Origin of the sequence: Pseudomonas bharatica (genome assembly GCF_048586865.1) — a bacterium.
Lineage (GTDB): Bacteria > Pseudomonadota > Gammaproteobacteria > Pseudomonadales > Pseudomonadaceae > Aquipseudomonas > Aquipseudomonas bharatica.
In genome coordinates, this window is the sequence record NZ_JBMAWR010000040.1 from 1 (window position 1) to 25897 (window position 25897).

General features: G+C 64.8%; 22 protein-coding genes. 14 read left to right on the plus strand and 8 right to left on the minus strand.

Annotated elements, in window-relative coordinates:
* Window positions 1–69 precede the first annotated feature (69 nt).
* A complete protein-coding gene (locus ACKLLE_RS26295; protein ID WP_064303235.1) occupies window positions 70–1299 on the minus strand; it encodes an acyl-CoA dehydrogenase in 1230 nt (409 codons plus the stop codon).
* Between the two features lie 138 nt (window positions 1300–1437).
* Between ACKLLE_RS26295 and ACKLLE_RS26300 the strand changes: the two genes are divergently transcribed.
* Window positions 1438–2364: a LysR family transcriptional regulator gene (locus tag ACKLLE_RS26300; protein WP_064303234.1), complete on the plus strand. Its 927-nt coding sequence runs from the start codon at window positions 1438–1440 to the stop codon at window positions 2362–2364.
* Window positions 2365–2591: 227 nt separating this feature from the next.
* On the opposite strand, the gene ACKLLE_RS26305 is transcribed toward ACKLLE_RS26300, so the two are convergent.
* Together ACKLLE_RS26305 and ACKLLE_RS26310 are read right to left on the minus strand one after the other, a co-directional pair.
* Complete coding sequence (locus ACKLLE_RS26305; RefSeq protein WP_009401028.1) at window positions 2592–3248, minus strand: CoA transferase subunit B; 657 nt, start codon at window positions 3246–3248, stop codon at window positions 2592–2594.
* A 32-nt stretch (window positions 3249–3280) separates the two neighbouring features.
* Window positions 3281–3979, minus strand: a complete 699-nt coding sequence (locus ACKLLE_RS26310) for a CoA transferase subunit A (protein ID WP_009401029.1) — start codon at window positions 3977–3979, stop codon at window positions 3281–3283.
* 107 nt (window positions 3980–4086) lie between these two features.
* On the opposite strand from ACKLLE_RS26310, the gene ACKLLE_RS26315 reads away from it, so the two are divergent.
* Together ACKLLE_RS26315 and ACKLLE_RS26320 are read left to right on the plus strand one after the other, a co-directional pair.
* Window positions 4087–4983 (plus strand): LysR family transcriptional regulator, encoded by an 897-nt coding sequence (locus ACKLLE_RS26315; RefSeq protein ID WP_420059489.1) that lies wholly within the window; start codon window positions 4087–4089, stop codon window positions 4981–4983.
* Window positions 4984–5106: 123 nt separating this feature from the next.
* Window positions 5107–5928 (plus strand): aldo/keto reductase, encoded by an 822-nt coding sequence (locus tag ACKLLE_RS26320; RefSeq protein WP_420059490.1) that lies wholly within the window; start codon window positions 5107–5109, stop codon window positions 5926–5928.
* A 3-nt stretch (window positions 5929–5931) separates the two neighbouring features.
* Here the strand turns inward: ACKLLE_RS26320 and ACKLLE_RS26325 are convergent, their stop codons facing one another.
* From ACKLLE_RS26325 to lexA, 4 genes are read right to left on the minus strand one after another with little or no spacing between them, the layout of a single operon-like run.
* A complete protein-coding gene (locus ACKLLE_RS26325) occupies window positions 5932–9030 on the minus strand; it encodes an error-prone DNA polymerase (RefSeq protein WP_420059491.1) in 3099 nt (1032 codons plus the stop codon).
* Complete coding sequence (locus tag ACKLLE_RS26330; RefSeq protein ID WP_064303230.1) at window positions 9006–10424, minus strand: Y-family DNA polymerase; 1419 nt, start codon at window positions 10422–10424, stop codon at window positions 9006–9008. The genes ACKLLE_RS26325 and ACKLLE_RS26330 overlap by 25 nt, the downstream gene beginning before the upstream one ends.
* A 6-nt stretch (window positions 10425–10430) precedes the next feature.
* Window positions 10431–11051, minus strand: coding sequence for a translesion DNA synthesis-associated protein ImuA (gene imuA / locus ACKLLE_RS26335; protein ID WP_064303229.1), 621 nt, complete (start codon window positions 11049–11051; stop codon window positions 10431–10433).
* Entirely contained in the window at window positions 11051–11668 is a 618-nt protein-coding gene (gene lexA / locus ACKLLE_RS26340; RefSeq protein ID WP_009401036.1) for a transcriptional repressor LexA, read from the minus strand. The genes imuA and lexA overlap by 1 nt, the downstream gene beginning before the upstream one ends.
* An 81-nt stretch (window positions 11669–11749) precedes the next feature.
* Between lexA and ACKLLE_RS26345 the strand changes: the two genes are divergently transcribed.
* The 3 genes from ACKLLE_RS26345 (at window position 11750) to ACKLLE_RS26355 (ending at window position 13903) form a co-directional block, all read left to right on the plus strand.
* Entirely contained in the window at window positions 11750–12400 is a 651-nt protein-coding gene (locus ACKLLE_RS26345) for an HAD family hydrolase (RefSeq protein ID WP_064303228.1), read from the plus strand.
* Between the two features lie 176 nt (window positions 12401–12576).
* Window positions 12577–12981, plus strand: a complete 405-nt coding sequence (locus ACKLLE_RS26350; RefSeq protein ID WP_009401038.1) for a MerR family transcriptional regulator — start codon at window positions 12577–12579, stop codon at window positions 12979–12981.
* A 22-nt stretch (window positions 12982–13003) separates the two neighbouring features.
* A complete protein-coding gene (locus ACKLLE_RS26355) occupies window positions 13004–13903 on the plus strand; it encodes a hydroxymethylglutaryl-CoA lyase (RefSeq protein ID WP_420059494.1) in 900 nt (299 codons plus the stop codon).
* 552 nt (window positions 13904–14455) lie between these two features.
* On the opposite strand, the gene ACKLLE_RS26360 is transcribed toward ACKLLE_RS26355, so the two are convergent.
* Complete coding sequence (locus ACKLLE_RS26360; protein ID WP_420059495.1) at window positions 14456–15001, minus strand: MgtC/SapB family protein; 546 nt, start codon at window positions 14999–15001, stop codon at window positions 14456–14458.
* 140 nt (window positions 15002–15141) lie between these two features.
* Here ACKLLE_RS26360 and ACKLLE_RS26365 point away from each other — a divergent pair, with 140 nt between their 5' ends.
* From ACKLLE_RS26365 to ACKLLE_RS26400, 8 genes are all read left to right on the plus strand, one after another.
* A complete protein-coding gene (locus tag ACKLLE_RS26365; protein WP_420059496.1) occupies window positions 15142–15381 on the plus strand; it encodes a DUF3203 family protein in 240 nt (79 codons plus the stop codon).
* Between the two features lie 121 nt (window positions 15382–15502).
* Window positions 15503–16912: a cytochrome c oxidase accessory protein CcoG gene (gene ccoG / locus ACKLLE_RS26370; protein WP_420059497.1), complete on the plus strand. Its 1410-nt coding sequence runs from the start codon at window positions 15503–15505 to the stop codon at window positions 16910–16912.
* Window positions 16913–16951: 39 nt separating this feature from the next.
* Window positions 16952–18361 carry a GntR family transcriptional regulator MpaR gene (gene mapR / locus ACKLLE_RS26375; protein ID WP_420059498.1) on the plus strand — a complete coding sequence of 470 codons (1410 nt, stop codon included), beginning with the start codon at window positions 16952–16954 and terminating at the stop codon, window positions 18359–18361.
* A 56-nt stretch (window positions 18362–18417) separates the two neighbouring features.
* Window positions 18418–20484: a hybrid sensor histidine kinase/response regulator gene (locus tag ACKLLE_RS26380; RefSeq protein WP_420059499.1), complete on the plus strand. Its 2067-nt coding sequence runs from the start codon at window positions 18418–18420 to the stop codon at window positions 20482–20484.
* A 160-nt stretch (window positions 20485–20644) separates the two neighbouring features.
* A complete protein-coding gene (locus ACKLLE_RS26385; protein ID WP_064302904.1) occupies window positions 20645–22348 on the plus strand; it encodes a copper resistance system multicopper oxidase in 1704 nt (567 codons plus the stop codon).
* The gene (locus ACKLLE_RS26390) at window positions 22341–23279 is read left to right on the plus strand and encodes a copper resistance protein B (protein ID WP_420059500.1); all 939 of its coding nucleotides are present in this window, start codon (window positions 22341–22343) and stop codon (window positions 23277–23279) included. Before ACKLLE_RS26385 ends, ACKLLE_RS26390 begins: the two co-directional genes overlap by 8 nt.
* Before the next feature lie 141 nt (window positions 23280–23420).
* The gene (locus tag ACKLLE_RS26395; RefSeq protein ID WP_009401047.1) at window positions 23421–23849 is read left to right on the plus strand and encodes a DUF411 domain-containing protein; all 429 of its coding nucleotides are present in this window, start codon (window positions 23421–23423) and stop codon (window positions 23847–23849) included.
* A gap of 143 nt (window positions 23850–23992) precedes the next feature.
* Window positions 23993–25780, plus strand: a complete 1788-nt coding sequence (locus ACKLLE_RS26400) for a monovalent cation:proton antiporter-2 (CPA2) family protein (RefSeq protein WP_420059501.1) — start codon at window positions 23993–23995, stop codon at window positions 25778–25780.
* The last annotated feature ends 117 nt before the right edge of the window (window positions 25781–25897 follow it).

Here is a 25897-nt window from a genome sequence, read left to right on the forward strand (position 1 = left end):
GGGGGGGTGGGCCCCCCCCCCCCCGGGGGGCCCCCCCCGCTCCCACAGGGTTCACTGCCATCCTTGAAATCAGTGGCCGCTACGCAGCATCTCCTTCGGCACATACTTGCCGATCTCGTACTTGCCGATCGCCGCACGGTGCACTTCATCCGGGCCGTCGGCCAGGCGCAGGGTGCGCTGCATCGCGTACATGTAGGCCAGCGGGAAGTCCCCGGAAACCCCGGCGCCACCATGGATCTGGATCGCCCGGTCGATCACCCTCAGCGCCACGTTCGGCGCCACCACCTTGATCTGCGCGATTTCGCTGCGGGCTACCTTGTTGCCTGCGGTGTCCATCATGTACGCCGCCTTCAGGGTCAGCAGGCGGGCCATGTCGATTTCCATGCGCGAGTCGGCGATCTTGTCGACGTTACCGCCCAGCCGCGCCAGCGGACGGCCGAAGGCGGTACGCGCCACCGAACGCTTGCACATCAGTTCAAGGGCCCGTTCAGCCATGCCGATCGAGCGCATGCAGTGGTGGATACGGCCAGGACCGAGGCGTCCCTGGGCAATCTCGAAACCACGGCCCTCGCCGAGGATCACGTTCTCGTACGGTACCCGCACGTTCTCGAACAACACTTCGGCATGGCCATGGGGCGCGTCGTCATAACCGAATACCGGCAGCGGGCGAACGATCTTCACCCCTGGCGCATCGGTGGGCACGAGGATCATCGAATGCTGTTGGTGACGCGGGTTGTCCGGATTGCTCAGGCCCATGAAGATCATTACCTTGCAGCGCGGATCGCAGGCACCGGAGGTCCACCATTTGCGCCCGTTGATCACCCACTCGTCACCCTGGCGCTCGGCGCGGGCGGCCATGTTGGTCGCGTCGGACGAGGCTACGTCCGGCTCGGTCATGGCGAAGGCGGAACGGATCTCGCCACGCAGCAGCGGTTCCAGCCATTGGCGCTTCTGCTCCTCGCTGCCGTAGCGCACCAGCACTTCCATATTGCCGGTATCCGGCGCCGAGCAGTTGAACGGCTCCGGCCCCAGCAGCGAACGGCCCATGATCTCGGCCAACGGCGCATATTCCAGGTTGGTCAGGCCGGCGCCCAGCTCCGACTCGGGCAGGAACAGGTTCCACAGGCCCTCGGCCTTGGCCTTGTTCTTCAGCTCTTCCATGATCGCCGTCGGTTGCCAGCGATCACCCTCGGCGACCTGGCGCTCGAACACCGCTTCGGCGGGATAGACATAGGCATCCATGAACGCCGTGACGCGCTCGCGCAGGGCCTGGACCTTGGGTGTGTAGGCGAAATCCATCAGCAGTACCTTCTTCGGGAAAGGGATCTGCAACGGATGCTAGAACACCGGTCACAATCCACCTAGTCTATTTTCAGCGTGTATAAACATTCATAACCGATATATGATCGGCCGATAACACCAACAAGAGCAGTGCCCATGAACCTGAACAAGGTCGACCTGAATCTGTTCATCGTTTTCGATGCGATCTACACCGAAGCCAACCTGACCCGTGCCGGACAGATCGTCGGCATTACCCAGCCCGCGGTGTCCAACGCCCTGGCCCGGCTGCGCGAAACCTTCAACGATCCGCTGTTCGTGCGTACTGCCCAGGGCATGGTGCCGACGCCGATGGCGCAGAACATCATCGGCCCGGTGCGCAACGCCCTGTCGCTGTTGCGCGTATCGGTGCAGGAAAGCCGGATCTTCAACCCGTTGCAGGCCAACAAGACGTTCCGCATCAGCATGACCGACCTCACCGAGGCGGTGGTGCTGCCGCCGCTGTTCCAGCGCCTGCGCCGCCTGGCGCCGGCGGTGGTGATCGAAAGCTTCCTGTGCAAGCGCCGCGAGACCACCAAGGAGCTGGCCGCCGGGCGCCTGGACTTCGCCGTGGATGCGCCGCTCAACACCGACCCGCAGGTGCGCCACGTCAAGCTGATGCAGGACCAGTACGTCTGCGCCCTGCGCCAGGGGCATCCGATGGCGAAGGAGCGGATCAGCCTCGACGAGTACATGAGCATGACCCATATCCATATCTCCAGCCGCCGCAACGGTCTGGGTTACGTGGACCTGGCACTGGGCAAGATGGGCCTGCAACGGCGCATCGCCCTGCGCTCGCAGCATTACCTGATGGCCTCCCAGGTGCTGCAGCAGACCGATATGGTGATGACCGTGCCGGAGCGTTTCGCCCGGCGTCATCAACTGAACTACGTACGCTTGCCGGTGAACGACGTGCCGCCACTGGAAACCCATCTGTACTGGCATGAAAGCACCGACCAGGACCCAGCCAACCGCTGGATGCGCGAGCAGATGATCGAATTGTGCCAGGCGGTGGTGGCGCAGGATGAGCGGGAGGCGAAGCAGTAGGCGGGAAGGCAATCGCGGGACCGGTCAGGGGCAGGGAGTGCGTGGTTCCCTGCCCTGAACAGGCTCCGCGATTGTGTTTTTACTCACAAGTGTGGTGACCTCGAGGGCCTCATCGCTGGCAACGCCAGCTCCCACAGAGTCGGCGTCGTACTCAGGCCCACCGGTCGACACACGACCTTGTGGGAGCTGGCGTTGCCAGCGATGAGGCCCTAAAGCTCACCACAAAATCAGAAGGTCATTTCCTTCACATCGTCGGCCACGATCAGCTTGCCCGCGGTCTTCTCGATGATCTCCTCGACACTTACCCCAGGCGCCGTCTCCTTGAGGATGAAGGCGCCATTGTCGATTTCCAGGTAGGCCAGGTCGGTCAGCACCTTGCGGATGCAGCCGGCGCCGGTCAGCGGCAGGCTGCAGCGTGGCAGCAGCTTGGATTCGCCGTCCTTGGACGCATGGGTCATGGTGACGATGATGTTCTCGGCACCGGCCACCAGGTCCATCGCCCCGCCCATGCCCTTGACCAGCTTGCCGGGGATCATCCAGGAGGCGATGTTGCCTTCCACGTCCACTTCGAAGGCGCCGAGCACGGTGAGATCGACATGCCCGCCGCGGATCATGGCGAAGGATTCGGCCGAGTTGAAGATCGACGCGCCACGGCGGGCGGTCACGGTCTGCTTGCCGGCGTTGATCATGTCGGCATCGAGCTGGCCTTCGGTGGGGAATTCGCCCATGCCCAGCAGGCCGTTTTCCGATTGCAGCATCACGTCCATATCGGCGGGGACGTAGTTGGCCACCAGCGTCGGAATGCCGATGCCGAGGTTGACGTAGTAGCCGTCCTTGAGTTCGCGGGCGACGCGCTGGGCCATTTGTTCGCGGGTAAGTGCCATGGTCAGGATCTCTTCGTTGTTCTGGGGACGGGTCAGGCTTTGACGGTGCGCTTTTCGATGCGCTTCTCGAAAGTGCCGACAATGACCCGGTCGACATAGATGCCCGGGGTGTGGATCTCGCTTGGCAGCAGCACGCCCGGTTCGACGATCTCCTCGACCTCGACCACGGTGATCCGGCCGGCGGTGGCGGCCAGCGGGTTGAAGTTCTGTGCGGTGTTGCGGTACACCACGTTGCCGTAGTGGTCGGCCTTCCAGCCCTTGACGATGGCGAAGTCGCCGGTGATGGCTTCTTCGAGGATGTAATGGCGCCCGTTGAACTGGCGCACTTCCTTGCCTTCGGCGACCGGGGTGCCGTAGCCGGTGGCGGTGTAGAAGGCCGGGATCCCGGCGCCACCGGCGCGCATCTTCTCGGCCAGTGTGCCTTGCGGGGTGAGTTCCACTTCCAGTTCGCCACTAAGCAACTGGCGTTCGAACTCGGCGTTCTCGCCTACATAGGAGGCGATCATCTTGCGGATCTGGCGGTCTTCCAGGAGCACGCCGAGGCCGAAGCCATCGACGCCACAGTTGTTGGAGACCACGGTCAGGCCAGTGACACCGCGGCGCTTGATCTCGGCAATGAGGTTCTCGGGAATGCCGCAGAGGCCGAAACCGCCGGCCAGTACCGTCATGTCGTCGGTCAGGCCTTCGAGGGCCTGTTCATAGGTTGCTACGCGCTTGTCCAGTCCGGCCATGTGATCCGCCTTGTTGTCGTTGTAGGGCTGGACGGATCTTCCTCCCTGCAGACTGATTTGTTAATTTTGTTTTTCTCATTGATTGATTTGGATTTCAAAACAATTCCATGAACCTCAAGCAATTGCGCGCCTTCGTCGCGGTCGCCACCTACCAGAGCTTCGCCCAGGCCGGTGAGCACCTGCATCTATCGCAGCCTGCCCTGAGCCTGACCATCAAGGGTCTGGAAGAGCAACTCGGCGGCGCCCTGCTCAGCCGTACCACGCGCAGTGTCAGCCTGACGCCGGAGGGCGAAGTGCTGCTGCCTCTGGCCCGGCGCCTGCTGGCGGACTGGGACAACACCGAGGAAGTGCTGCGCCAGCATTTCACCCTGCAACTGGGGCGGGTCTCGGTCGCGGCGATGCCGGCCTTTGCCGGCAACCTGCTGCCGCCGGTGCTCAAGCTATTTCGCCAGCGCTATCCGCGGGTGAACGTCACGGTGCATGACGTGATCAATGAACAGGTACTGGAACTGGTCCGGCATCGGCGAGTGGAGCTGGGCATCGGTTTCGAACCGGAATCCAGCGAGCCGCTGCTGTTCCGGCCGTTGTACCTGGACCGTTTCGTCGCCGTGGTGCCGAAGGACTCGCCGCTGGCAGGGCAGGCCCAAGTGAGCTGGACGGAGTTGCTGCGCGAGGATTTCATTGCCCTGCAGCGGCCGTCGGCGGTGCGCCTGTTGCTGGAACGGCATGTGGCGGCGGATCACGGCAAGCTGGCGGTGGCGTTCGAAAGTCACCAGTTGTCTACCATTGGCCGGATGGTCGCCAACGGACTGGGGGTCAGTGCCGTGCCGGCGCTGTGCATCGGCCAGATGCGTGAGCTGGGAGCGCAGTGCGTGGCGCTGGTGGAGCCGGTGGTGGAGCGCAGGATCGGCGTGACGATGCTGGCGGATCATAAGTTGTCGGCAGCGGCGCAGGCGGTTCTGGATGTGTTGGAGGCAGAAGTGACTGCGCCGGTTCTGACTTGAGAACACGGACCCTGTGGGAGCGGGTTCACCCGCGATTGCGGTAGTGAATTCACTGTTGCAATCGCGGGTGAACCCGCTCCCACAGGGTCCGCACAAGGCTGAGAGACAGGAGAGACTTCAAATATGAGAACGACAACACTCGGCAACCACCAGGTCCCGGTCATCGGCCAGGGCACCTGGTACATGGGTGAAGACCCGGGCCAGCGCCGGCGTGAGGTCGCCGCCCTGCAGCAAGGCATCGACCTTGGCCTGACGCTGATCGATACGGCGGAGATGTACGCCGAAGGCGGCGCCGAGGAAGTGGTCGGCGAAGCCCTGGCCGGGCGCCGGGACCAGGTCTTCCTGGTCAGCAAGGTGTATCCGCACAACGCCAGCCGCCAAGGGGCCATTGCCGCCTGCGAGCGCAGCCTGCAACGCCTGGCCACCGACCATATCGACCTGTACCTGCTGCACTGGCGCGGCCAGTACCCGCTGGAAGAAACCGTGGAGGCCTTCGAGCGCCTGCGCGAAGCGGGCAAGATCGGGCGCTGGGGAGTGTCCAACTTCGATAGCGACGATATGCGCGAGCTGGACAATCCGGCCTGCGCTACCGACCAGGTGCTGTACAACCTGGAGCAACGCGGCATCGAGTTCGACCTGCTGCCCTGGTGCCGCGAACACCAGGTACCGGTCATGGCCTACTGCCCGCTGGCCCAGGCCGGGCGCCTGCTGCGCCATCCGGTCCTGGCGCAGGTCGCCGAACGCCACGGCGTCACACCCGCCCAGGTCAGCCTGGCCTGGGTCACCCGCAATGACGGGGTGATCGCGATCCCCAAGGCGGTGGAACCGCGCCATGTACAGCTCAATGCGGCGGCAGGCCGGCTGGTCCTCGATGCCGAGGACCTGCAAGCCATCGACCAGGCCTTCCCTGCCCCGACCCGCAAGCAACGCCTGGCGGTGGTCTGACCCTCAGTGAAAGTCCCGGCTACGCACATCCAGCCCGCTCAATAGCGGGCTGAGATCTTCCAGGCGCCGGGCGATCAGATGGCGTACGCCATCGGCGAACTCCAGCTTGCCGCGTACCTGCATCAGTTGTGCACCTACCAGCACCCGTCGCTGGCGCTCGGCCAGATCGCGCCAGACCACCACGTTGAGCATGCCGAACTCGTCTTCCAGGGTAACGAAGGTCACCCCGCTGGCGGTCTGCGGGCGCTGCCGACCGACTACCAGCCCGGCCACGCTGATGCTGTCGCCATGCGCCACATCGTCCAGCGCCCGCGAACTGCGACAGCCCAGGGCGGTGAGACGACGGCGCAGCAGGCTCAGGGGATGCGGGCCAAGGGTGGTGCCGATGCTGTTGTAGTCGGCGAACAGGTCCTCGCCCACGCTGGGCGCGGGCAACGCCACCGCGATTTCCGGAGTCGGCTCGATGCCGGCGAACAAGGGGCGTTGCGCCTGCACCGCGGCCACTTCCCAGCGCGCCTGGTAACGGTGCCCCGCCAGTGCAGCGAGTGCACCGGCATCGGCCAGCAGGTCGCGGGCGCGGTTGTCGAGCCCGGCGCGCAGGCACAGGTCACCGACATCGCGGAACGCCTGTACTTCCCGCACCAGGGCCAGACGCCGGGCATCCTCTTCGCGAAACCCGCGTACCTGGCGCAGGCCGATACGCAGGGCCAGCGCGCCGCCCTGCCCCGGTTCCAGGCTGCAATCCCAGTGGCTGTGCCGGACATCCACCGGGCGGATCTCGATGGCATGCCTGCGCGCGTCCTGGAGGATCTGGTCCGGACTGTAGAAACCCATGGGCCAGCTGTTGATCAGGGCGCAGGCGAAGATCGCCGGCTCATGGCACTTGAGCCAGCAACTGGCGTAGGTCAGCAGGGCGAAACTGGCGGCATGGGACTCGGGAAAGCCGTAGCTGCCGAAGCCCTTGATCTGCTCGAAGATGCGTTCGGCGAACGCCAGGTCGTAGCCGTTGCGCAACATGCCCTCGGTGAGGCGAATGCGATGTGGCTCGAGCCCGCCATGACGCTTCCAGGCCGCCATGGAGCGACGCAACTCGTCGGCTTCGCCGGGGGTGAAGTCGGCGGCGACGATGGCCAGGGACATGACCTGCTCCTGGAACAGCGGTACGCCGAGGGTGCGTTCGAAGACCGCCTTGAGCTTTTCCGAGGGATAGACCACCTCTTCCTGATTGTTTCGCCGACGCAGGTAGGGATGCACCATGTCCCCCTGGATCGGCCCCGGCCGCACGATCGCCACCTGGATCACCAGGTCGTAGAACTTCTGCGGCCTGAGCCTCGGCAGCATGGCCATCTGCGCCCGCGACTCGATCTGGAACACGCCGATGGTGTCGGCGCGGCTGATCATGTCGTAGGTGGGGCGGTCGTCCGCCGGGATTGCGGCGATGCTCAGGCGCTTGCCGCGATGCACCTCGTAGAGATCGAAGCAGCGGCGCAAGGCGCTGAGCATGCCCAGCGCCAGTACATCGACCTTGAGCAGGCCCATCATGTCGAGGTCGTCCTTGTCCCACTGGATCACCGTGCGCTCTTCCATCGCAGCGTTCTCCACCGGCACCAGGGTATCCAGCGGCTGCTCGCTGATAACGAAGCCGCCGGGGTGCTGGGACAGGTGCCGGGGGAAGCCCATCAGCTCGCCGGTCAGGGTCAGGACCCGGTGCAGCAGCGGGCTGTCCGGGTCGAAGCCGGCTTCCACCAGGCGCTCGGGCGACGGCACCCGGTCGCTCCAGCGCCCGCAGCAGTCGGACAAGGCGCCCAACTGGTCCGGCGGCAGGCCCAGCACCCGGCCGATATCGCGTATCGCGCCGGAGGCATGGTAAGTGCTGACCACCGCCGTCAGGGCGGCGCGATGGCGACCGTAACGCCTGAACACGTATTGCAGGACTTCCTCGCGGCGGTCGTGCTCGAAGTCCACATCGATATCCGGCGGCTCCTTGCGTTCACGGGACAGGAAGCGTTCGAACAGCAGGCTGGTCTGGCTCGGGTCCAGCTCGGTGATGCCGAGGACGAAACACACCACCGAATTGGCCGCCGAGCCACGGCCCTGGCACAGGATGCCCTGCTCGCGGGCGAAGCGGACGATGTCATGGACGGTGAGGAAGTAGGACTCGTATTCAAGGTCGGTGATCAGTTGCAGTTCGTGTTCCAGTGCTTGGCGATTCTTGTCGCTGATGCCCGCCGGCCAGCGCGTGGGGATTCCTCGCTCGCAGAGGTCGCGCAGCCAGGCGCCGGCGGTGTAGCCCTGGGGCACGATTTCGTGGGGGTACTGGTAGTTGATGTCGCGCTTGAGTTCGAAGTGACAGCGTGCGGCGATCCGCGTGGTTTCCTCCAGCAAGGCCGGTGGATACAGCGCGGCCAGTTGTTCGACCGCACGCAGATGGCGCTCGCCATTGGCGAACAGGCGGTGCCCGGCCTCGGCAACGGTGGTGTGATGACGGATGGCGGTCATGCAGTCCTGCAAGGCTCGTCGCCCCCGGCTGTGCATATGCACGTCGCCGCAGGCCAGCGGACGGATATCCAGCTCACGGGCCAGGGCCAGCAAGTCCTGCAGGCGCTGGCGGTCGTCATGGCCATGGTGCAGGTGCACGGCCAGCCACAGGCGCTCGCCGAAAATCTCGCGCAGCCAGCGGCCCGGGGCCGGGTCGTCCGTAGCATCCGCAACCCAGAGCGCCAGCAGGCCGTCCATGGGTTGTTCGAAGTCTTCGCGCAGAACCCGGTAGCTGCCCTTTTCCGTACGCCGCCGGGCCTGGGTGATCAAGCCGCACAGACGCTGGTAACCCGTCGGGCTTTCCACCAGCAGCACCAGCTTCGGGCCGTCTTCCACGCGCATCTCGCTGCCGACGATCAGCGGCAGTTCGACCTTTCTCGCCGCATCCCAGGCCCGGACGATCCCGGCCAGGGTGCATTCGTCGGTGATCGCCAGGGCCTTGTAGCCCTGCTGTTTCGCTCGCCCGAACAGCTCCATCGCACTCGATGCCCCGCGCTGGAAACTGAAGTTCGACAGGCAATGCAGCTCGGCATAACCACTCATGCGAACCAGCCTTGCAGCCACAGCGGGCTGTCGCGGCTTTCGCCCAACTGGCGATAAGCCCAGCCGCGCTGGCCGGCGGCGGTCTCCACCAGGTAATAGTCACGGCGCACATCGCCGCCATCCCACCAGCCGGACTCGATGCGCTCCGGCCCGGCCAGCAGGCGCAGGCCGTTCAGCGGCAGGGATCGCGGCGCTTCCAGCAACCAGCCGGGACGCGGTGCCGGGCCAGGAGCGCAGGCAGCCGGCAGATCAGCACTGCGCCAGGCATATTCCGGACGGTGATCGGCCACCACACCCACGGTACGCACCGCATCATCGCCGAGACGGGCCCGCAGGCGTTCGCGCAACTGCTCCCAACCCTGTTGCTGCTGGGCCCTGGCCGAGAACAATTCGCCGGCCAGGGGCACGAAGGCCGGCAGTTCCTCGGCACTCAAGCGCAGGTTGCGCACCGCAGCGCGCAGGGTCAGTTGCTCCAGGCGGCCGCGGGCCAGCTCCAGCAGGCGCCCGGCGTCGCGTTCGGCCGCCAGCAGGCCGACCTGCAGCCGCGTGTCGGCGCCCTCGGCATGTTCCAGGAACAGGTCGAAGCGCTGCACCCCGGCATCGCGCCCGGCAAGAAAGGCGGCCAGGTCCTCGATCATCCGCCGTAGCGGAAACAGCAGGGCCTGGCTGGACTCCACATCGAAGTTCAGCTCCAGCCGCGACTCGAAACGGTCCGGCGGCAGGTAGCAGTCCAGGGCCATGGCACGCAGCCCCAGCAAACGGTCCAGATGCAGTTGCACCTGGGCGGGGAAACGCCTGGCCAGGGTTTCGCGGGGCAGCGTCAATACCTGGTGCAAGTGGCGCAGGCCCATGCGGCTGAAGGCCGTGGCGGCGTCCGCAGGCAGGCCAAGGCGATCGATGGGCATGGCCGCCAGTGCGGCACGGGTGAGCTCGGCATCGCTGGCTGCCAGCCCGTCATGGGCATTGGCCAGCATCCGCGCCGCCACCGGGTTGCTGGCCAGGACGATACGGTGGCTGAAGCCCAGGGCCTTCAATTCCTTGCGCAAGCAGGCCTCGAATCTGGGCCAGGGTCCGAACAGGCCCAGGCTGGATTCCACTTCGAGCAGCAGGGCACGGGGGTAATGCAGGCTGACCTGGGAACTGAAGCGGTAGGCCCAGGCGGCAAGCAACTGCTGCTGGCACTCGGTAGCAGCAGGATCGTGCTCCACCGTGGTGAAACCGCCGGCCAGGGCCTGGGCCGTGGCCAGGCTTTGCCCGGCGCGCAGGCCAAGGGCCCGGGCAGGCGGATTGACCGCCTGCACTATCCGGCGATTGGCCGGACCGGTAATCAGAACCAGCGGTTGATCGGCGTCTTCACGCCTGCGCAGGACACTGTCGAGCGCCAGTTGCGGTAACAGGATGCAAGCCCAGAGCATGGCGTCTCACCCTGTGCGTCCGCTGGCGGCGATTGGCCGGGCCGGCGCCAGCCCGCCACGGCACTTGAGTACCCGCCATTGCGCCGGCTTGCTATCGACAGCGATGCGCAGGGCCGCAGGCGACGGATTGAGCGCAGCACCCTGGTCGCGACAGGCGAAGGCCAGGGCCTGGCCGGTTTCGGCAGCCACCTGCAAACGCCGTAATGCACGGTCATCGGCACGTTGTGGCCAGCACAGCACGGCGGCGCAACTGCCGGAGCGCAGGCATTGCTCGGCAGCCCACAGGCTTTCCTTGCTGCCCGCCTCGATCACCGACAGCCAGCGCAAATCCACGCCCGCGGCCTGCCAGGCCGGAGGATAGGGAATGAACGGCGGAGCCACCAGCACCACCCGCTCACCAGCCGAGGTCAGGCGTGCCAGGCTGGGCCAGAGCAGTTGCAGCTCACCCGCGCCCTCCTGCGCCAGCAACAGTTCAGTGAGGGCGGCCGCCGGCCAGCCACCGCCAGGCAGCACCGCATCCAGTGCGGCATGCCCTGTGGGCTGCAGGCCATGGTCCTCGACCACCGGCCGGCCTTTCCAGACACGGCGGGTATCGAGCAGCCCGTCGAGGCTGACCACCGCGCCCATCAGTCACGCCTGACCAGGCCGCAGAACACGCCTTCGATGACGAAGTCGCGGTCCGGACCGACGATGATCGGCTCATAGGCCGGGTTGCGCGGGAGCAAGCGGTAGTGGCCGTTGCCACGTTCGAAACGCTTGATGGTCACCTCGCCATCGAGTCGCGCGACCACGATCTGGCCGTCCCGGGGGTCGGGCTGCTGGCGGATGCCCACCAGGTCGCCGTCGAGGATGCCGTCGTCGATCATCGAATCGCCACGGACCTTGAGCAGGTAGTCCGGGCTGCGGCTGAACAGGTGGGCATCGAGCAGCAGTTGCTCGTGGATATCCACGTCCGGGCCGATCGGTCGGCCCGCCGCCACCTGGCCGAGCACCGGGATGTCCAGCACCTCGGGCCGACGCAAGGGACCGGCCAGGCGGATGCTGCGCGCCTGGTTCGGCGTGATCTCGATGAAACCGGCCTCGCAAAGGGCCTGGACATGCTTGCGCGCCACGCTGCGCGAGGCGAAACCGAAGGCCTGGGCGATGTCGGAAAGGCTCGGCGGCCGCCCTTCTCCGGTGATGCGATCACGGATGAAGGTGAGGATGGCGCTGCGTTTGGGAGAGAGTCTGGTCATGGGGTACATTTGTACTCTTTTCGTACTCCACTGACCAGCACCATCGATCGGCGGGTATGATGGCCGTTCATCGTTCTACGGATATGCACCATGCTCGACGCCCTGCTTTTCGACCTCGACGGCACCCTGGCGGATACCGACAAGCTTCACCTGCTGGCCATGCAGCAGTTGCTGCACGAGGATGGCCGTACCCTGACCGAGGCGGAATTCGAGGCGCATATCAGCGGACGGGCCAATGCCGACCTGTGCCGCTACCTGTTTCCCGATCGCCCGGTGAACGAACACCGGGCCTTTGCCGACCGCAAGGAGGCGCGCTTTCGCGAGCTGTCGCCGACCTTGCAGCCGACGCCGGGCCTGCTCCGCCTGCTGGAGTACGCCGAGGACCGTGGCATCGGCATGGCGGTAGTGACCAATGCACCGCGGGCCAATGCCGAGCACATGCTCCAGGCGCTGGACCTGGCCGGGCGTTTCGAGCACGTGCTGGTGGCGGAGGAACTGCCGAAAGCCAAGCCGGACCCGCTGCCCTACCTCACCGGGTTGCAGCGCCTGGGTGCGCAGGCGGAACGGGCATTGGCATTCGAGGATTCGGTGCCGGGGGTCAAGGCGGCCAGTGGTGCGGGGATCTTTACCGTGGGATTGTCGACGAGCCAGACGGTGGAGGCATTGAGGGCGGCGGGGGCGCAGTTGGTGGTGGCGGATTTCGAGGATCCGCGGTTGTGGGAAGTCATTAAAAGCATCTGAAGAGCGACGCGGACCCTGTGGGAGCGGGTTTACCCGCGATAACGATGGTGAATCCACTACCGTAATCGTGGGTGAACCCGCTCCCACAGGGTTCAGTGCAGACTCCAATCACCTTGACGTATACGTCAACCTGGCTTTAGGTTAGGCGCCATATCGCCTTCATGCAGAGCCAGCCCATGAGCAGCCAGACCTACAGTATTTCCGACCTGTCCCGCGAGCTGGACATCACCACCCGGGCCATCCGCTTCTACGAGGAACAAGGTTTGCTGAGCCCCGAGCGGCGCGGCCTGGAACGGGTCTATTCGGCACGCGACAAGGTCAGCCTGAAACTGATCCTGCGTGGCAAGCGCATCGGTTTTTCCCTCGCCGAGTGCCGCGAACTGATCGAGCTGTACGACCCCACCGGCGGCAATACCCGGCAGCTCAACAGCATGCTGGCGAAGATCGCCGAGCGCCGTGCCCAGCTGGAGCAGCAACTGCTCGACATCCAGCAGATGCAACTGGAACTGGATACCGCCGAAGAACGCTGCCAGCAGGCGCTGGCAGCAACCCTGAACACGCAGAACAACAACGGCCATTGAGCCCCACCAGGAAGCCCCCGCCATGCCATTGCCCGCCAAAGTGCGTCTGGTCGAAGTCGGTCCCCGCGACGGCCTGCAGAACGAAGCCCAACCCATCAGCGTCGCCGACAAGGTGCGCCTGGTCGACGACCTGACCGATGCCGGCCTGTCCTACGTCGAAGTGGGCAGTTTCGTCTCGCCGAAATGGGTGCCGCAGATGGCCGGTTCGGCCGAAGTCTTCGCCGGCATCCGCCAGCAGCCGGGCGTCACCTATGCCGCCCTGGCGCCGAACATGCGCGGCTTCGAGGACGCCCTCGCCGCCCGGGTCAAGGAAGTCGCGGTGTTTGCCGCCGCCTCCGAGGCCTTCTCCCAGCGCAATATCAACTGCTCGATCAGCGAGAGTCTGCAACGCTTCGTGCCGATCATGGAGGCTGCGCGCCAGCACGGTGTGCGGGTACGCGGCTATGTGTCCTGCGTGCTCGGCTGCCCGTACGAGGGCGAGGTGGACGCAGCCCAGGTCGCCGCCGTGGCCCGCGAGCTCTATGAAATGGGCTGCTATGAAGTGTCCCTCGGCGACACCATCGGCACCGGCACCCCGGGGGCCACCCGTCATCTGTTCAACGTGGTCGGCGCCCAGGTGCCACGCCCGCACCTGGCCGGGCATTTCCACGACACCTACGGCCAGGCCCTGGCCAACGTCTATGCCAGCCTGCTGGAAGGCATCAACGTGTTCGACAGTTCGGTCGCCGGCCTCGGCGGCTGCCCGTACGCCAAGGGCGCCAGCGGCAATGTGGCCAGCGAGGACGTGGTGTACATGCTGCAAGGCCTGGGCATCGATACCGGCATCGACCTGGAGCGGTTGATCACCGCTGGCCAGCGCATCAGCGCCGTGCTCGGTCGCGCCACTGGCTCGCGGGTAGCACGTGCGCGTAACGCCTGCTGAGGAAGTGGTAACACTGTGCACTCGGTCACAAAGTGTTACCGCCTACCCACTGCCCAGGGAAATTCCGGGTAACACGGAAACAAATCAGCGGTTTTTCCCGCGCAGGCTTTTCCACCAAATTCTTCAACCTGTTGATTTTATTGGTTTTTTAAAAGTTGGCACGGCACCTGCTATATCTCTGGCACAACAAGAATAAAAAATGCGGCAAACCCAATAAAAACAAGACGTACCGGATCTGACATAACAAGAACAATACGGCAGAGACGAAGCTAACTGATTTTTTTGAAGTGGATGGCTTTTCCGGGGCGTGCCCCGCAACCAGACAGAGAACAATAAAACTACCTCAAGGTAGCGCCCGTCACGGTTGGATCAGCAATGATGAAGGTCGATCAGCGCTCAAAAAAATACGTTTGCTCTTGACCCCGGATGGGGGTCGCACAAAAACAGCGACAAGAGGCCACGGTTGACAAAAACAACAACAGACCGCCCTCCAATAACAAAAAAAGAGCACGCAACAATCTTTGAGGGGAGCTTCGGCTCCCCTCAGTGCATTCAGGCCTTGCCATTTTCCTCCTTGTCTCCCTCCTCCTTGCGCCTCCTCTTGTGTTCCTCGTCCTCGAACAGGTCCACCACCCACGGCATGATCGAAAACACCACCAGCGCCAATATCGTGCTGAACAGCGCCGTGGCCTCGCGGCCCATTCCGGCGGCCACGCCTATGGCGGCGGTCATCCACAGGCCGGCGGCGGTGGTCAGGCCCTTGACGTGACTGGCATCCAGATCGTGCCCCTTGAGGATGGTACCGGCGCCGAGGAAGCCGATCCCGGCGACGATCCCCTGCACCACCCGGCTCAGCGCCGCATCGTCAGCCCCGGCCATGCGCGGGACCAGGACGAACAGTGCCGCCCCGATGGCCACCAGCATATGGGTGCGCACCCCGGCGGCCTTGCCTTTCATCTCGCGCTCGAAACCGAGCACCGCCCCCAGAAGCGCGGCCATCAGCAGGCGTACCGAAACCTGGGTCAATTGTTTCGCATCGGTAATGTCGGCGAACTCCGCCACAAGCGTCATCCACACTTCATCCCACCAGACATCCATGGCGTTTTCCTTGTCAGTGCTGTCAGTCGATGGACAACAGCCGCTTCGACAAAGTGCGATGCAACCGCTGATCGGCTCGAGGCCGCAAGCGGGACGGGCCGATGGTCTACCCCATAGGCCCTTTGCACGAGGAACACACCATGCCCATCCAGATCGATGACACCACCCAGCGCTGCACCCTGATCAGCGAAGAACTGAATATCGAAGGCAACGCCAGCGAAGTGCAGGTGCTGACCGACGAGAACCTGCGCATGTCCGTGGCCGAACTGGCCGGCAAGCGCGTGCCGATCACCGAAGCGGAAGCCGATGCGCTGACCGTGGCTGGTGCGGTGGATGGTCGCAGGCACCTGAAAAGCAGCGCTCCAGGCTCGATAATCTAAGACCTGCAGGCCTTTTGCGGAAAATCTGATACGGTTTTTATCGGGATACCTGAATCTGTTCTGAATACAGATCGCTCGCCATAGTGCCCTGGCCTGATCGAGGCCTGATGAGCGACGAACCATGAGCGAACCTATTCCCGTCAAGATCGTTGAAGTTGCCGAGCCGACCCACAAGAAGAAGGCCGCCAGCAGCGACCAGCAGATCTTTACCCGCAGCTTTACTGGCCTGTACCGCAACCTGCGCCTGGGTGGCGCAGGCTTTCTTTTCCTGCTGTTCTTCGCCACCGCCTGGCTGGACTGGGGTGGCCGCCAGGCCGTGCTCTGGGACCTGGCCGAGAGCAAGTTCCATATCTTCGGCGCGACCTTCTGGCCACAGGATTTCATCCTGCTCTCGGCGCTGCTGATCATCTGCGCCTTCGGCCTGTTCGCCATCACCGTGTTCGCCGGGCGGGTCTGGTGCGGCTATACCTGCCCGCAAAGCACCTGGACCTGGCTGTTCATGTGGTGCGAGAAGGTCAGCGAAGGCGACCGCAACCAGCGCATAAAACTGGACAAGGCGCCCTGGGGGCCGAACAAGCTGGCCCGCCGTGCCCTCAAGCACAGTCTCTGGCTGGCCATCAGCCTGCTGACGGGCCTGACCTTCGTCGGCTATTTCACGCCGATCCGCCCGCTGGCAGAAGAGCTGTTCACCTTGCAGGCCGGTGGCGTCAGCCTGTTCTGGATCCTGTTCTTCACCGGCGCCACCTATATCAATGCAGGCTGGTTGCGCGAGGCGGTGTGCATGCACATGTGTCCCTACGCCCGCTTCCAGAGCGTGATGTTCGACAAGGACACCCTGGCCGTGGCCTATGACCCGCGTCGCGGCGAGAACCGCGGTGCGCGCAAGAAGGACCAGGACTACAAGGCCGCCGGCCTGGGCGACTGCATCGACTGCACGATGTGCGTGCAGGTCTGCCCGACCGGCATCGATATTCGCGATGGCCTGCAGATGGAATGCATCGGTTGCGCCGCCTGCATCGACGCCTGCGACAGCATCATGGACAAGATGAACTACCCGCGCGGCCTGATCGGCTACAAGTCCGAGCACAGCCTGCAAGGCGGGCGCACCCACTGGCTGCGCCCGCGCCTGCTGGGCTACGTCACCGTACTGGTGGTGATGATCGGTGCCCTGGTCATCGCCCTGCATGAACGGCCGATGCTGTCCATGGACGTCATCAAGGACCGCGGCCTGTTCCGCGAGAATGCCCGCGGCCAGATCGAGAACATCTACGTGCTCAAGGTGATCAACAAGACCCAGGTAGCGCAGAACTACCAGTTGCGCTTGCTGGATGCCGAGGGCTTCGAACTGCATGGCCAGACCCGCTTCAGCATTCCCGCCGGGGAAATGGCCGAGCTGCCGGTATCGGTGGCGATGCTGGGCGAACGGGCAAGCAGCAGTTCGCAGGAACTGGACTTCGAACTGGTGGACAGCGACGAACCGGCAATCCGCGCCGTGGCCCGCAGCCGCTTCGTTGCCCCGCTCAACCGCTGATCCCCTACACTGCGTGCACTTCGAACCAGCAGAGCCATGATGAAACGCTACGAGAAATTCGCCGACGACATTGCCGAACTGATCTACACCGGGGTCCTCGGACCCGGCCAGCGCGTGCCGTCGGTGCGCTACGCCAGCCAGACCCACGGGGTCAGCCCGTCCACGGTGTTCCAGGCCTACTACCTGCTGGAACGCCGCGGGCTGATCCGCGCGCGGCCGCGCTCGGGGTATTTCGTCAACGCCCATGCGCCGAAACCGTTCAGCGAACCACGGATCGGCGAGCCGGCCAGCGAGTCCACCGAGGTCGACGTCAGCGAACTGGTGTTCTCCATCCTCGAATCGATCAAGGACCCGCACACCGTGCCGTTCGGCTCGGCGTTCCCCAGCCCTGCCCTGTTCCCCCTGCAACGCCTGGCCCGCTCGCTGGCCAGCGCGACCCGAGACATGGACCCGCGCATGGTGGTCACCGACCTTTCGCCGGGCAATCCGCAACTGCGCCGGCAGATCGCCCTGCGCTACATGGTCGGCGGGCTGATGCTGCCGATGGAGGAACTGCTCATCACCAACGGCGCCCTGGAAGCCCTGAACCTGTGCCTGCAGGCGGTGACCGAACCGGGCGACCTGGTGGCGATCGAGGCACCGGCGTTCTACGCCTGCCTGCAGGTGCTTGAGCGCCTCAAGCTCAAGGCCGTTGAAATCCCCGTGCACCCGCGCGAGGGCATCGACCTGGGGGTATTGGCCCAGACCCTGGAGCGGCACCCGGTAAAGGCCGTGTGGTGCATGACCAACTTCCAGAACCCGGTGGGCGCCAGCGTGCCGGAAGAAAAGAAGCGGGCGCTGGTCGAGTTGTTGCGCCAGCACCAGGTGCCGCTGATCGAGGACGACGTCTACGCCGAGCTGTATTACGCCCAGCAGGCGCCGAAGCCGGCGAAAGCCTTCGACACCGAGGGCCTGGTGATGCATTGCAGTTCCTTCTCCAAGAGCCTCGCCCCCGGCTATCGCATTGGCTGGGTAGCCGCCGGACGTTTCGCCCGCACCATCGAACGGCTCAAGCTGATGACTTCGCTGTGCGCCTCGATGCCTGCCCAGGCGGCCATCGCCGACTACCTCCAGCACGGCGGCTACGACCGCCACCTGCGCCGCCTGCGCTACGCCCTGGAAGAACAGAAGAACGCCATGCTCGCCGCCATCGCCCGGCATTTTCCCGCCTCGGTACGGGTCAGCCATCCTTCGGGCGGTTATTTCCTTTGGCTGGAACTGCCGGAGAGCATGGACTCCCTCAAACTGTTCCAGATGGCCCTGGCCCAGGGCATCAGCATCGCCCCGGGGCCGATCTTCTCGCCGACCCGGCGCTTCCGTCATTGCATCCGCTTGAATTACGGCAGCCCCTGGACCGAGCAATCGGAAAAAGCCATGGAAACACTCGGACGGATCGTACGCTCCTTCTAGCCGCCGGATCAGCGGCGGTCTAAAGTGGCGCCATTGGCCTGCGTCCGGACCTTTCCATGCCCTCCCGCGAACTCGACTCACTGCGCCTGCAACTCCAGACCCTGCAACAACGCAATGCCGCCCTCGAACGGCAACTACTGCAGCAACGGGCGCAGGATGAGGACTTCTACCGCTTTCTGTTCGACACCATGGACGAGGGCTTCTGTGTCATCGAGTTTTTCGATGGCCCCCATGGCCCGCTGAGCGACTACATCCACGTCGTGGCCAACGCCGCCTACGCTCGCCACGCCGGGATTCCCAACGTGGTCGGGCAGAAACTGCGGGAAATGGTCCCCGACGAGGCCGACGACTGGGTCGCCCGTTATGGCGCGGTATTGCGCACCGGTGAGCCCTTGCATTTCGAACAGGAACTGGTCGCCACCGGCCGCGTGCTGTCGGTCACCACCTTCCGCATCGAACCGGCCGAGCGCAAGCAGGTTGCGGTGCTGTTCCAGGACGTGACCGAACGACGCAACGCCGAACGGGCCGTGCATCGGCTCAACGAGCAACTGGAGCAACGGGTGCGCGACGCGCTGGCCGAACGCCAATTGCTCGCTCAACTGGTGGACAACAGCGTGGCTTGCGTCCAGGTGGTCAGCCCCGACCTGCGCTGGATGGCGATCAACCAGCAAGCCCTCAAGGACTGTTATCACCTCTACGACGAGGCACCGAAGGTCGGCGACCGGGTGGAGCACGTCCTGCGCCGCTTCCCCGCCGATTGCGCGCGGACCCTGTCCTTGTGGCGCCGGGCCCTGGCCGGTGAGGTGTTCATCGAAACCGTCGAGTTCGGCAGCGGTGACCGCCGCCGTCATTACGAACTGCGCTTCAATGCGCTGCACGACGACCAGGGCGAATTGCTCGGCGCCTATCTTTTCGCCTATGACATCAGTGCCCGGGTCGAGGAGCAGCAACGCCTGCTGCGCGCCGAGGAGGCCCTGCGCCAGGCGCAGAAAATGGAAGCGGTGGGCCAGCTTACCGGCGGCATCGCCCATGACTTCAACAACCTGCTCGGCGGTATCCTCGGTGCCCACGAACTGATGCGCCAGCGCCTGGACCAGCAGCGCCACGCCGAACTGCATCCACTGCTGGAAGCCGCCAGCACCTCGGCCCAGCGCGCGGCGTCGCTGGTTCACCGCCTGCTGGCCTTTTCCCGACAACAGACCCTGCAACCCCAGGCCACCGATGTCGGTGCCCTGCTGCGCGACATGGAGGAGCTGATCCAGCGCAGCGTCGGCCCGGCCATCGCGGTTCGCAGCCAGTTCAGGGATGACCTGTGGCCGACCTTCATCGACCCGCCGCAACTGGAAAGCGCCCTGCTCAACCTGTGCATCAATGCCCGGGATGCCCTGCCCAATGGCGGGCTGATCGAAATCGCCATCGATAATATCGAGCTGGACGAAGAACGCGGACGCCCGCTGGACCTGGCCGCAGGGCCGTACCTGTGCCTGAGCGTCGCCGACAACGGCACGGGGATGTCCGCCGATGTCGCGGCGCGGGCCATCGACCCGTTTTTCACCACCAAGCCGCTGGGCCAGGGCACCGGGCTTGGGCTGTCGATGGCCTACGGTTTCGTCCGTCAGTCCGGCGGGCAACTGCGTATCGTCAGCGCCCCTGGCCAGGGCACGCGGATCGAGCTGTACCTGCCGCGCCATCACCAGAGTGCGGCGGCAAGCCCGGCCCGCACCAGCGCGCGCAATGTCCCGGGCCTGGGCAGCGGAGCGCGCATCGTGCTGGTGGAAGACCAGGACACTTTGCGCGGGGTGATTACCGAGATCCTGGAAGAGTCCGGTCACCGGGTCGAGTTCTACGCAAGCGCTGTGCTGGCCTTGCCAAGGTTGAAGGACGGGACGCCGCCGGATTTGCTGATCAGCGATATTGGCTTGCCGGGCGGGCTCAGCGGTCGGCAAATGGCGGCGGCGGTGCGCCAGGTGCACCCGCAGTTGCCGGTGCTGTTCATCACCGGCTATGACGAAAGCGCCGCGCTGAGCGATGGGCGACTGGCGCCGGGGATCAGCGTGATGACCAAGCCGTTTACGTTGGAGGGGTTGATGGCGCGGGTGGAGGAGATTCTCGGGGAGCGGTGAATGGGGCTGGGGCTGGGGCTGGGGCTGGTTATTGTGTGTTGATCCGTTTGCTCGGGCGACGCTGCCCAGCGCTCCCTGACAAATCTGTAATTCAAACCTCAGTTTGCTGTCAGCCACAACGGATTAAGGTCGGGCATCCCTGTTGATGGACTGACACCCCATGCCCCACCTTCCTACCCGCCGCACCTTCGTCAAGGGCCTGGCCGCAGCCAGCGCCCTGGGCGGTCTCGGCCTCTGGCGCAGCAACGCATGGGCCCGCGGGCCGCATGATGCCGTCGAGCTGGACGGCCAGCATTTCGAGCTGTTCATCGGCCAGACCGCCGTCAATATCACCGGCAAGCCACGGACCGCGCTGACCATCAATAACAGCCTGCCCGGCCCGGTCCTGCGCTGGCGCGAAGGCGATACGGTGACCCTGAGGGTGCGCAATCGCCTGGACGAAAGCACCTCGCTGCACTGGCACGGGATCATCCTCCCGGCCAACATGGACGGCGTGCCCGGCCTGAGCTTCGCCGGCATCGAGCCCGGTGGTGATTACCTGTACCGCTTCACCCTGGAGCAACACGGCACCTACTGGTACCACAGCCATTCCGGCCTGCAGGAGCAGGCCGGGGTCTACGGCGCCATCGTCATCGAGCCGAAGACCCCCGAGCCCCACGTCTACCAGCGCGATTGCGTGCTGCTGCTCAGCGACTGGAGCGACGAGAAGCCCGCCGCCCTGCTGACCCGCTTGAAGAAACAGTCCGACTACTACAACCAGCGCCAGCGCACCGTCGGCGACTTCATCGATGACGTGGCCCGCGACGGCTGGTCGGCGACCCTGGCCAACCGCAAGGAATGGGCGCTGATGCACATGACGCCCACCGATATCGCCGATATCAGCGCTGCCACCTACACCTACCTGCTCAATGGCCTGGCCCCCGAGGGCAACTTCACCTGCCTGTTCCAGCCCGGCGAAACCCTGCGCCTGCGCCTGATAAACGGCTCGGCGATGACCTACTTCGACTTCCGCATTCCCGGCCTCAAGCTCACCGTGATCGCCGCCGACGGCCAGCCGGTGCAGCCGGTCACGGTGGACGAACTGCGCCTGGCGGTGGCGGAAACCTACGATGTGCTGGTCACGGTCGGCGACCTGCCGGCCTACACCCTGTTCGCCCAAAGCATGGACCGCAGTGGCTATGCCCGCGGTACCCTGGCCCGGGCCCATGGCCTGAGTGCAGCGATTCCGGCGCTGGAGCCCAAGCCGGTGCTGAGCATGGCGGACATGGGCCATGGCGACATGGGCGCGATGGACCACGGCAGCATGGCCGGCATGCATCACGCCATGCCGGGCATGGACATGCAGCAGCACCCGGCTTCGGAGAACGGCAACCCGCTGGTGGACATGCAGACCATGATGCCCAAGGCCAACCTGGGCGATCCCGGCATCGGCCTGCGCGATAACGGCCGGCGGGTACTGACCTACGCCGACCTGAAAAGCACCTTCGCCGACCCGGATGGCCGCGAACCGGGGCGCGAGATCGAACTGCACCTCACCGGGCACATGGAGCGCTTCGCCTGGTCGTTCGACGGCATCCGCTTTTCCGATGCCGAACCGCTGCGCCTGAAATACGGCGAGCGCCTGCGCATCACCCTGGTCAACGACACCATGATGGCCCACCCCATCCACCTGCATGGCCTGTGGAGCGACCTGGAGGATGAACACGGGCGATTCCAGGTGCGCAAGCACACCGTCGACATGCCACCGGGCAGCCGCCGCAGTTACCGGGTCAGTGCCGACGCCCTGGGCCGCTGGGCCTACCACTGCCACCTGCTCTACCACATGGAAACCGGCATGTTCCGCGAGGTGCGCGTCGATGAATGAACGATCGAACAGGCCGCTGATCGGCGGCATTGCCCTGCTTTTGCTGCTGGGCAGCGAGGAGATTCGTGCGGCAACGATGGATCACTCCGGCATGAATCACTCCGGTATGGATCATTCGGGCATGGGCCATGGCGCGATGAACCATGGAGCAATGGGTCATGAAGCAGTGAATCACGGAGCAATGACGCATGGCTCGATGAACCACGATGCACCGCAACCACCACGTACACCGCTCAAACCGATTACCGACGCCGATCGCCAGGCAGCCTTCCCGCCCCTGCCCGGGCACCAGGTGCATGACCGGCAGATCAACTGGGCGGTGACCGTCGAACAACTGGAGTACCAGAATTTCGAAAACAGCAGCGCGCTGAACTGGAATGCCAACGCCTGGATCGGCGGTGATATCGACCGCCTGTGGCTGCGCAGCGAAGGCGAACGGGAACAGGGACGCACCCACAAGGCAGAATTGCAGGCACTCTGGGGGCACGCCTTCAGCCCCTGGTGGGAAGTGGTCGCGGGCGTGCGCCAGGACTTCAAACCGGGCAGCGGCCAGACCTGGGCGGCCTTCGGCGTCCAGGGCACACCGCTCTATGGCATGGAGCTGGAAGCCACGCTGTACGCCGGCGAGCGACAACAGACCGCGCTGCGGGTGGAAGCGTCCTACGCTATCCTGCTGACCCAGCGTTGGCGGCTGGAGCCGATGGTCGAAGCCAATTTCCATGGGCGCGACGACGCCGGCCGCGGACAAGGCTCAGGGCTGGCGGACAGCGAGACCGGGGTGCGCCTGCGCTACGAAATCACCCCGGGATTCGCGCCCTATGTAGGGGTGACTTTCAACCGGATGTATGGCGAGACGGCGGCGATGGCCCGGGATGAAGGCGAGGATATCGGGCAGACGCGCTGGGTGGCGGGTATCAGGTTAAGGTTCTAGATCGTGTCGCCCCGATCGCTGCGGTGCGGCGGTCCGACAAGCCAGCTCCCGCAGGGTTCAGCGGTGTACGCACCCTGTGGGAGCTGGCTTGCCAGCGATTAGGCCCGGTCAGACAACACAGAATCCAAAAGGAGAAAGACCATGCTGAAGAAAAACCTGGCAGCCCTCGGCCTGCTGGCCCTGACCACCCTGGCCCAGGCCGGGCAGACCATCGATGTCTACCGCGACCCCAACTGCGGCTGCTGCAAGGAATGGATCAGCCATCTGCGCGACAACGGCTATACCGTCAACGACCACGTCGAGCCGAACATGAGCGCGGTCAAGCAGAAACTCGGCGTGGCGCCGCGCCTGGCTTCCTGCCATACCGGCGTGATCAACGGCCAGTTCATCGAAGGCCATGTCCCGGCCGAACAGATTGCAGTGCTCGGCAAACGCCCCGACCTGAAAGGCATTGCCGTACCGGGTATGCCAATGGGCTCCCCGGGCATGGAAATGGGCGATCACAAGGACGCCTACCAGGTCATCGGCTTGACCGGTGCCGGCACCGACGAAGTGATTGCCGAGTACTGATTCACAGGCCTGACCCGCTTATTGTCACCAACAGGGAGACAATCAATCCACACCCAGCCGGATTGTCGGAAACACCAATCCCCAGGAAAATGCCCGGACTTTCATAGCAACCGCTGCCTCAAGCAGTTCATGGAGACCGAGCAATGCCACACGAAGGCAGCCTTCTGCAAACCGCGGTGATCTTCCTCCTCGCCGCGGTCGTTACCGTTCCCCTGGCCAAGCGCCTGCAACTGGGCGCCGTGCTCGGCTACCTGCTGGCTGGCGTGGTGATCGGCCCGCAAGCCTTGGGGCTGATCCGCGACACCCAGAGCGTTGCGCATATCTCCGAGCTGGGCGTGGTCCTGCTGCTGTTCATCATCGGCCTGGAACTGTCGCCACGGCGCCTGTGGCTGATGCGCAAGTCGGTGTTCGGCGTGGGCCTGGCACAGGTCCTGCTGACCGGTGCGGTGATCGGCGCCATCGCGCTGTTCGGCTTTGCCCGCTCGCTGCCGGCGGCGATTGTCCTGGGCCTTGGCCTGGCCCTGTCGTCCACCGCCTTCGGTTTGCAGAGCCTGGCCGAAAGCAAGCAGCTCAATGCGCCCCATGGTCGCCTGGCCTTCGCCATCCTGCTGTTCCAGGACATCGCCGCGATTCCGCTGATCGCCCTGGTGCCGCTGCTGGCCGCCGCCGGGCCGGATACCAGCCATGGCGACAGTCTGGGCCACGGCCTCAAGGTATTCGGCAGCATTGCCATCGTTATCGTCGGCGGCCGCTACCTGCTGCGTCCGTTGTTCCGCATCGTGGCCCGCACCGGCCTGCCGGAGGTATCTACCGCCACCGCCCTGCTGGTGGTGATCGGTACGGCCTGGCTCATGGAGGAAGCAGGTATTTCCATGGCCCTGGGCGCTTTCCTCGCTGGCTTGCTGCTGGCGGACTCGGAATACCGGCATGAACTTGAGGCGCAGATCGAGCCGTTCAAAGGGCTGCTGCTGGGGTTGTTTTTCATCAGCGTGGGCATGGGGGCCAACCTGCGCCTGCTGCTGGACATGCCGCTGCTGCTGATCGGCATGACGCTGCTGCTGGTAGCGGTGAAGCTGCCGCTGCTGATGCTGGTCGGCTACTTCGCCGGTGGCCTGAACAAGGTCAATGCCCTGCGCCTGGGCGTGGTGCTGGCCGCCGGTGGCGAGTTCGCCTTCGTGGTGTTCAAGCTGGGACGCGACCAGGGCCTGTTCGACCTGCAAACCTACGACATGCTGCTGATGACCATCACCCTGTCCATGGCCATCACCCCGCTCCTGCTGCTCGGCTGCGCCCGCCTGGGCAAGCGCCCGCAGGTGGTGCGCGAAGTGCCGGAGCAATACAAGGACATCGACACCGATGCGCCGCGGGTGGTGATCGTCGGCATGGGCCGGATGGGCCAGATCGTGGCGCGGATCCTGCGCGCGCAGAAGATACCTTTCCTCGCTCTGGAAACCTCGGTGGATACCATCGAGATGACCCGCATGTTCGAGCAGGTGCCAGTGTTCTACGGTGACCCGCAACGTCCCGAGGTGCTGCATGCGGCGAAGGTCGGCGAGGCAGAATACTTCGTCATCACCACCGACGACGCCGAGGCCACCACGCGCACGGCGCAGCGGGTCAAGCAAATGTACCCGCACCTCAAGGTCCTGGCCCGGGCACGCAATCGCCAGCATGTGCATGAGCTGGTGGACGTGGGTGCCGAGCCGATTCGCGAGACCTTCCATTCGAGCCTGGAAATGAGCCGGATGACCCTGGTCGGGCTGGGCTTGAGCGAGGACCAGGCGGCGGACCGGATCCAGCGTTTCACCCGGCACGACGAGGAAGTGCTGGCCGCCCAGGGCCGGGTGCGGGATGACAAGGCCAAGGTGATGCAGACGGCCAAGGAAGCGCGGCTGGATCTGGAGCGGTTGTTCGAGGCCGATGCTGATTGATTGACCTTCAGGGCCTCATCGCTGGCAAGCCAGCTCCCACAGGACACTGTGGGAGTCCGCCCAGCCTTTCAGGCTGCGCTGTCGCGCAGAGAACAGTTCCAAAGCACGACGCGTACC

Bases quoted from the DNA above. Each gene is read 5' to 3' on its own strand.
- ACKLLE_RS26295 (WP_064303235.1), bottom strand. From the start codon at position 1,299: ATGGATTTCGCCTACACACCCAAGGTCCAGGCCCTGCGCGAGCGCGTC.
- ACKLLE_RS26330 (WP_064303230.1), bottom strand. From the start codon at position 10,424: ATGCTCTGGGCTTGCATCCTGTTACCGCAACTGGCGCTCGACAGTGTC.
- ACKLLE_RS26350 (WP_009401038.1), top strand. From the start codon at position 12,577: ATGAGCAGCCAGACCTACAGTATTTCCGACCTGTCCCGCGAGCTGGAC.
- ACKLLE_RS26385 (WP_064302904.1), top strand. From the start codon at position 20,645: ATGCCCCACCTTCCTACCCGCCGCACCTTCGTCAAGGGCCTGGCCGCA.
- imuA (WP_064303229.1), bottom strand. From the start codon at position 11,051: ATGGGCGCGGTGGTCAGCCTCGACGGGCTGCTCGATACCCGCCGTGTC.
- mapR (WP_420059498.1), top strand. From the start codon at position 16,952: ATGAAACGCTACGAGAAATTCGCCGACGACATTGCCGAACTGATCTAC.
- ACKLLE_RS26310 (WP_009401029.1), bottom strand. From the start codon at position 3,979: ATGGCCGGACTGGACAAGCGCGTAGCAACCTATGAACAGGCCCTCGAA.
- ACKLLE_RS26365 (WP_420059496.1), top strand. From the start codon at position 15,142: ATGCCCATCCAGATCGATGACACCACCCAGCGCTGCACCCTGATCAGC.
- ACKLLE_RS26345 (WP_064303228.1), top strand. From the start codon at position 11,750: ATGCTCGACGCCCTGCTTTTCGACCTCGACGGCACCCTGGCGGATACC.
- ACKLLE_RS26320 (WP_420059490.1), top strand. From the start codon at position 5,107: ATGAGAACGACAACACTCGGCAACCACCAGGTCCCGGTCATCGGCCAG.
- ACKLLE_RS26305 (WP_009401028.1), bottom strand. From the start codon at position 3,248: ATGGCACTTACCCGCGAACAAATGGCCCAGCGCGTCGCCCGCGAACTC.
- ACKLLE_RS26400 (WP_420059501.1), top strand. From the start codon at position 23,993: ATGCCACACGAAGGCAGCCTTCTGCAAACCGCGGTGATCTTCCTCCTC.
- lexA (WP_009401036.1), bottom strand. From the start codon at position 11,668: ATGTACCCCATGACCAGACTCTCTCCCAAACGCAGCGCCATCCTCACC.
- ACKLLE_RS26360 (WP_420059495.1), bottom strand. From the start codon at position 15,001: ATGGATGTCTGGTGGGATGAAGTGTGGATGACGCTTGTGGCGGAGTTC.
- ACKLLE_RS26390 (WP_420059500.1), top strand. From the start codon at position 22,341: ATGAATGAACGATCGAACAGGCCGCTGATCGGCGGCATTGCCCTGCTT.
- ACKLLE_RS26380 (WP_420059499.1), top strand. From the start codon at position 18,418: ATGCCCTCCCGCGAACTCGACTCACTGCGCCTGCAACTCCAGACCCTG.
- ccoG (WP_420059497.1), top strand. From the start codon at position 15,503: ATGAGCGAACCTATTCCCGTCAAGATCGTTGAAGTTGCCGAGCCGACC.
- ACKLLE_RS26395 (WP_009401047.1), top strand. From the start codon at position 23,421: ATGCTGAAGAAAAACCTGGCAGCCCTCGGCCTGCTGGCCCTGACCACC.
- ACKLLE_RS26355 (WP_420059494.1), top strand. From the start codon at position 13,004: ATGCCATTGCCCGCCAAAGTGCGTCTGGTCGAAGTCGGTCCCCGCGAC.
- ACKLLE_RS26300 (WP_064303234.1), top strand. From the start codon at position 1,438: ATGAACCTGAACAAGGTCGACCTGAATCTGTTCATCGTTTTCGATGCG.
- ACKLLE_RS26315 (WP_420059489.1), top strand. From the start codon at position 4,087: ATGAACCTCAAGCAATTGCGCGCCTTCGTCGCGGTCGCCACCTACCAG.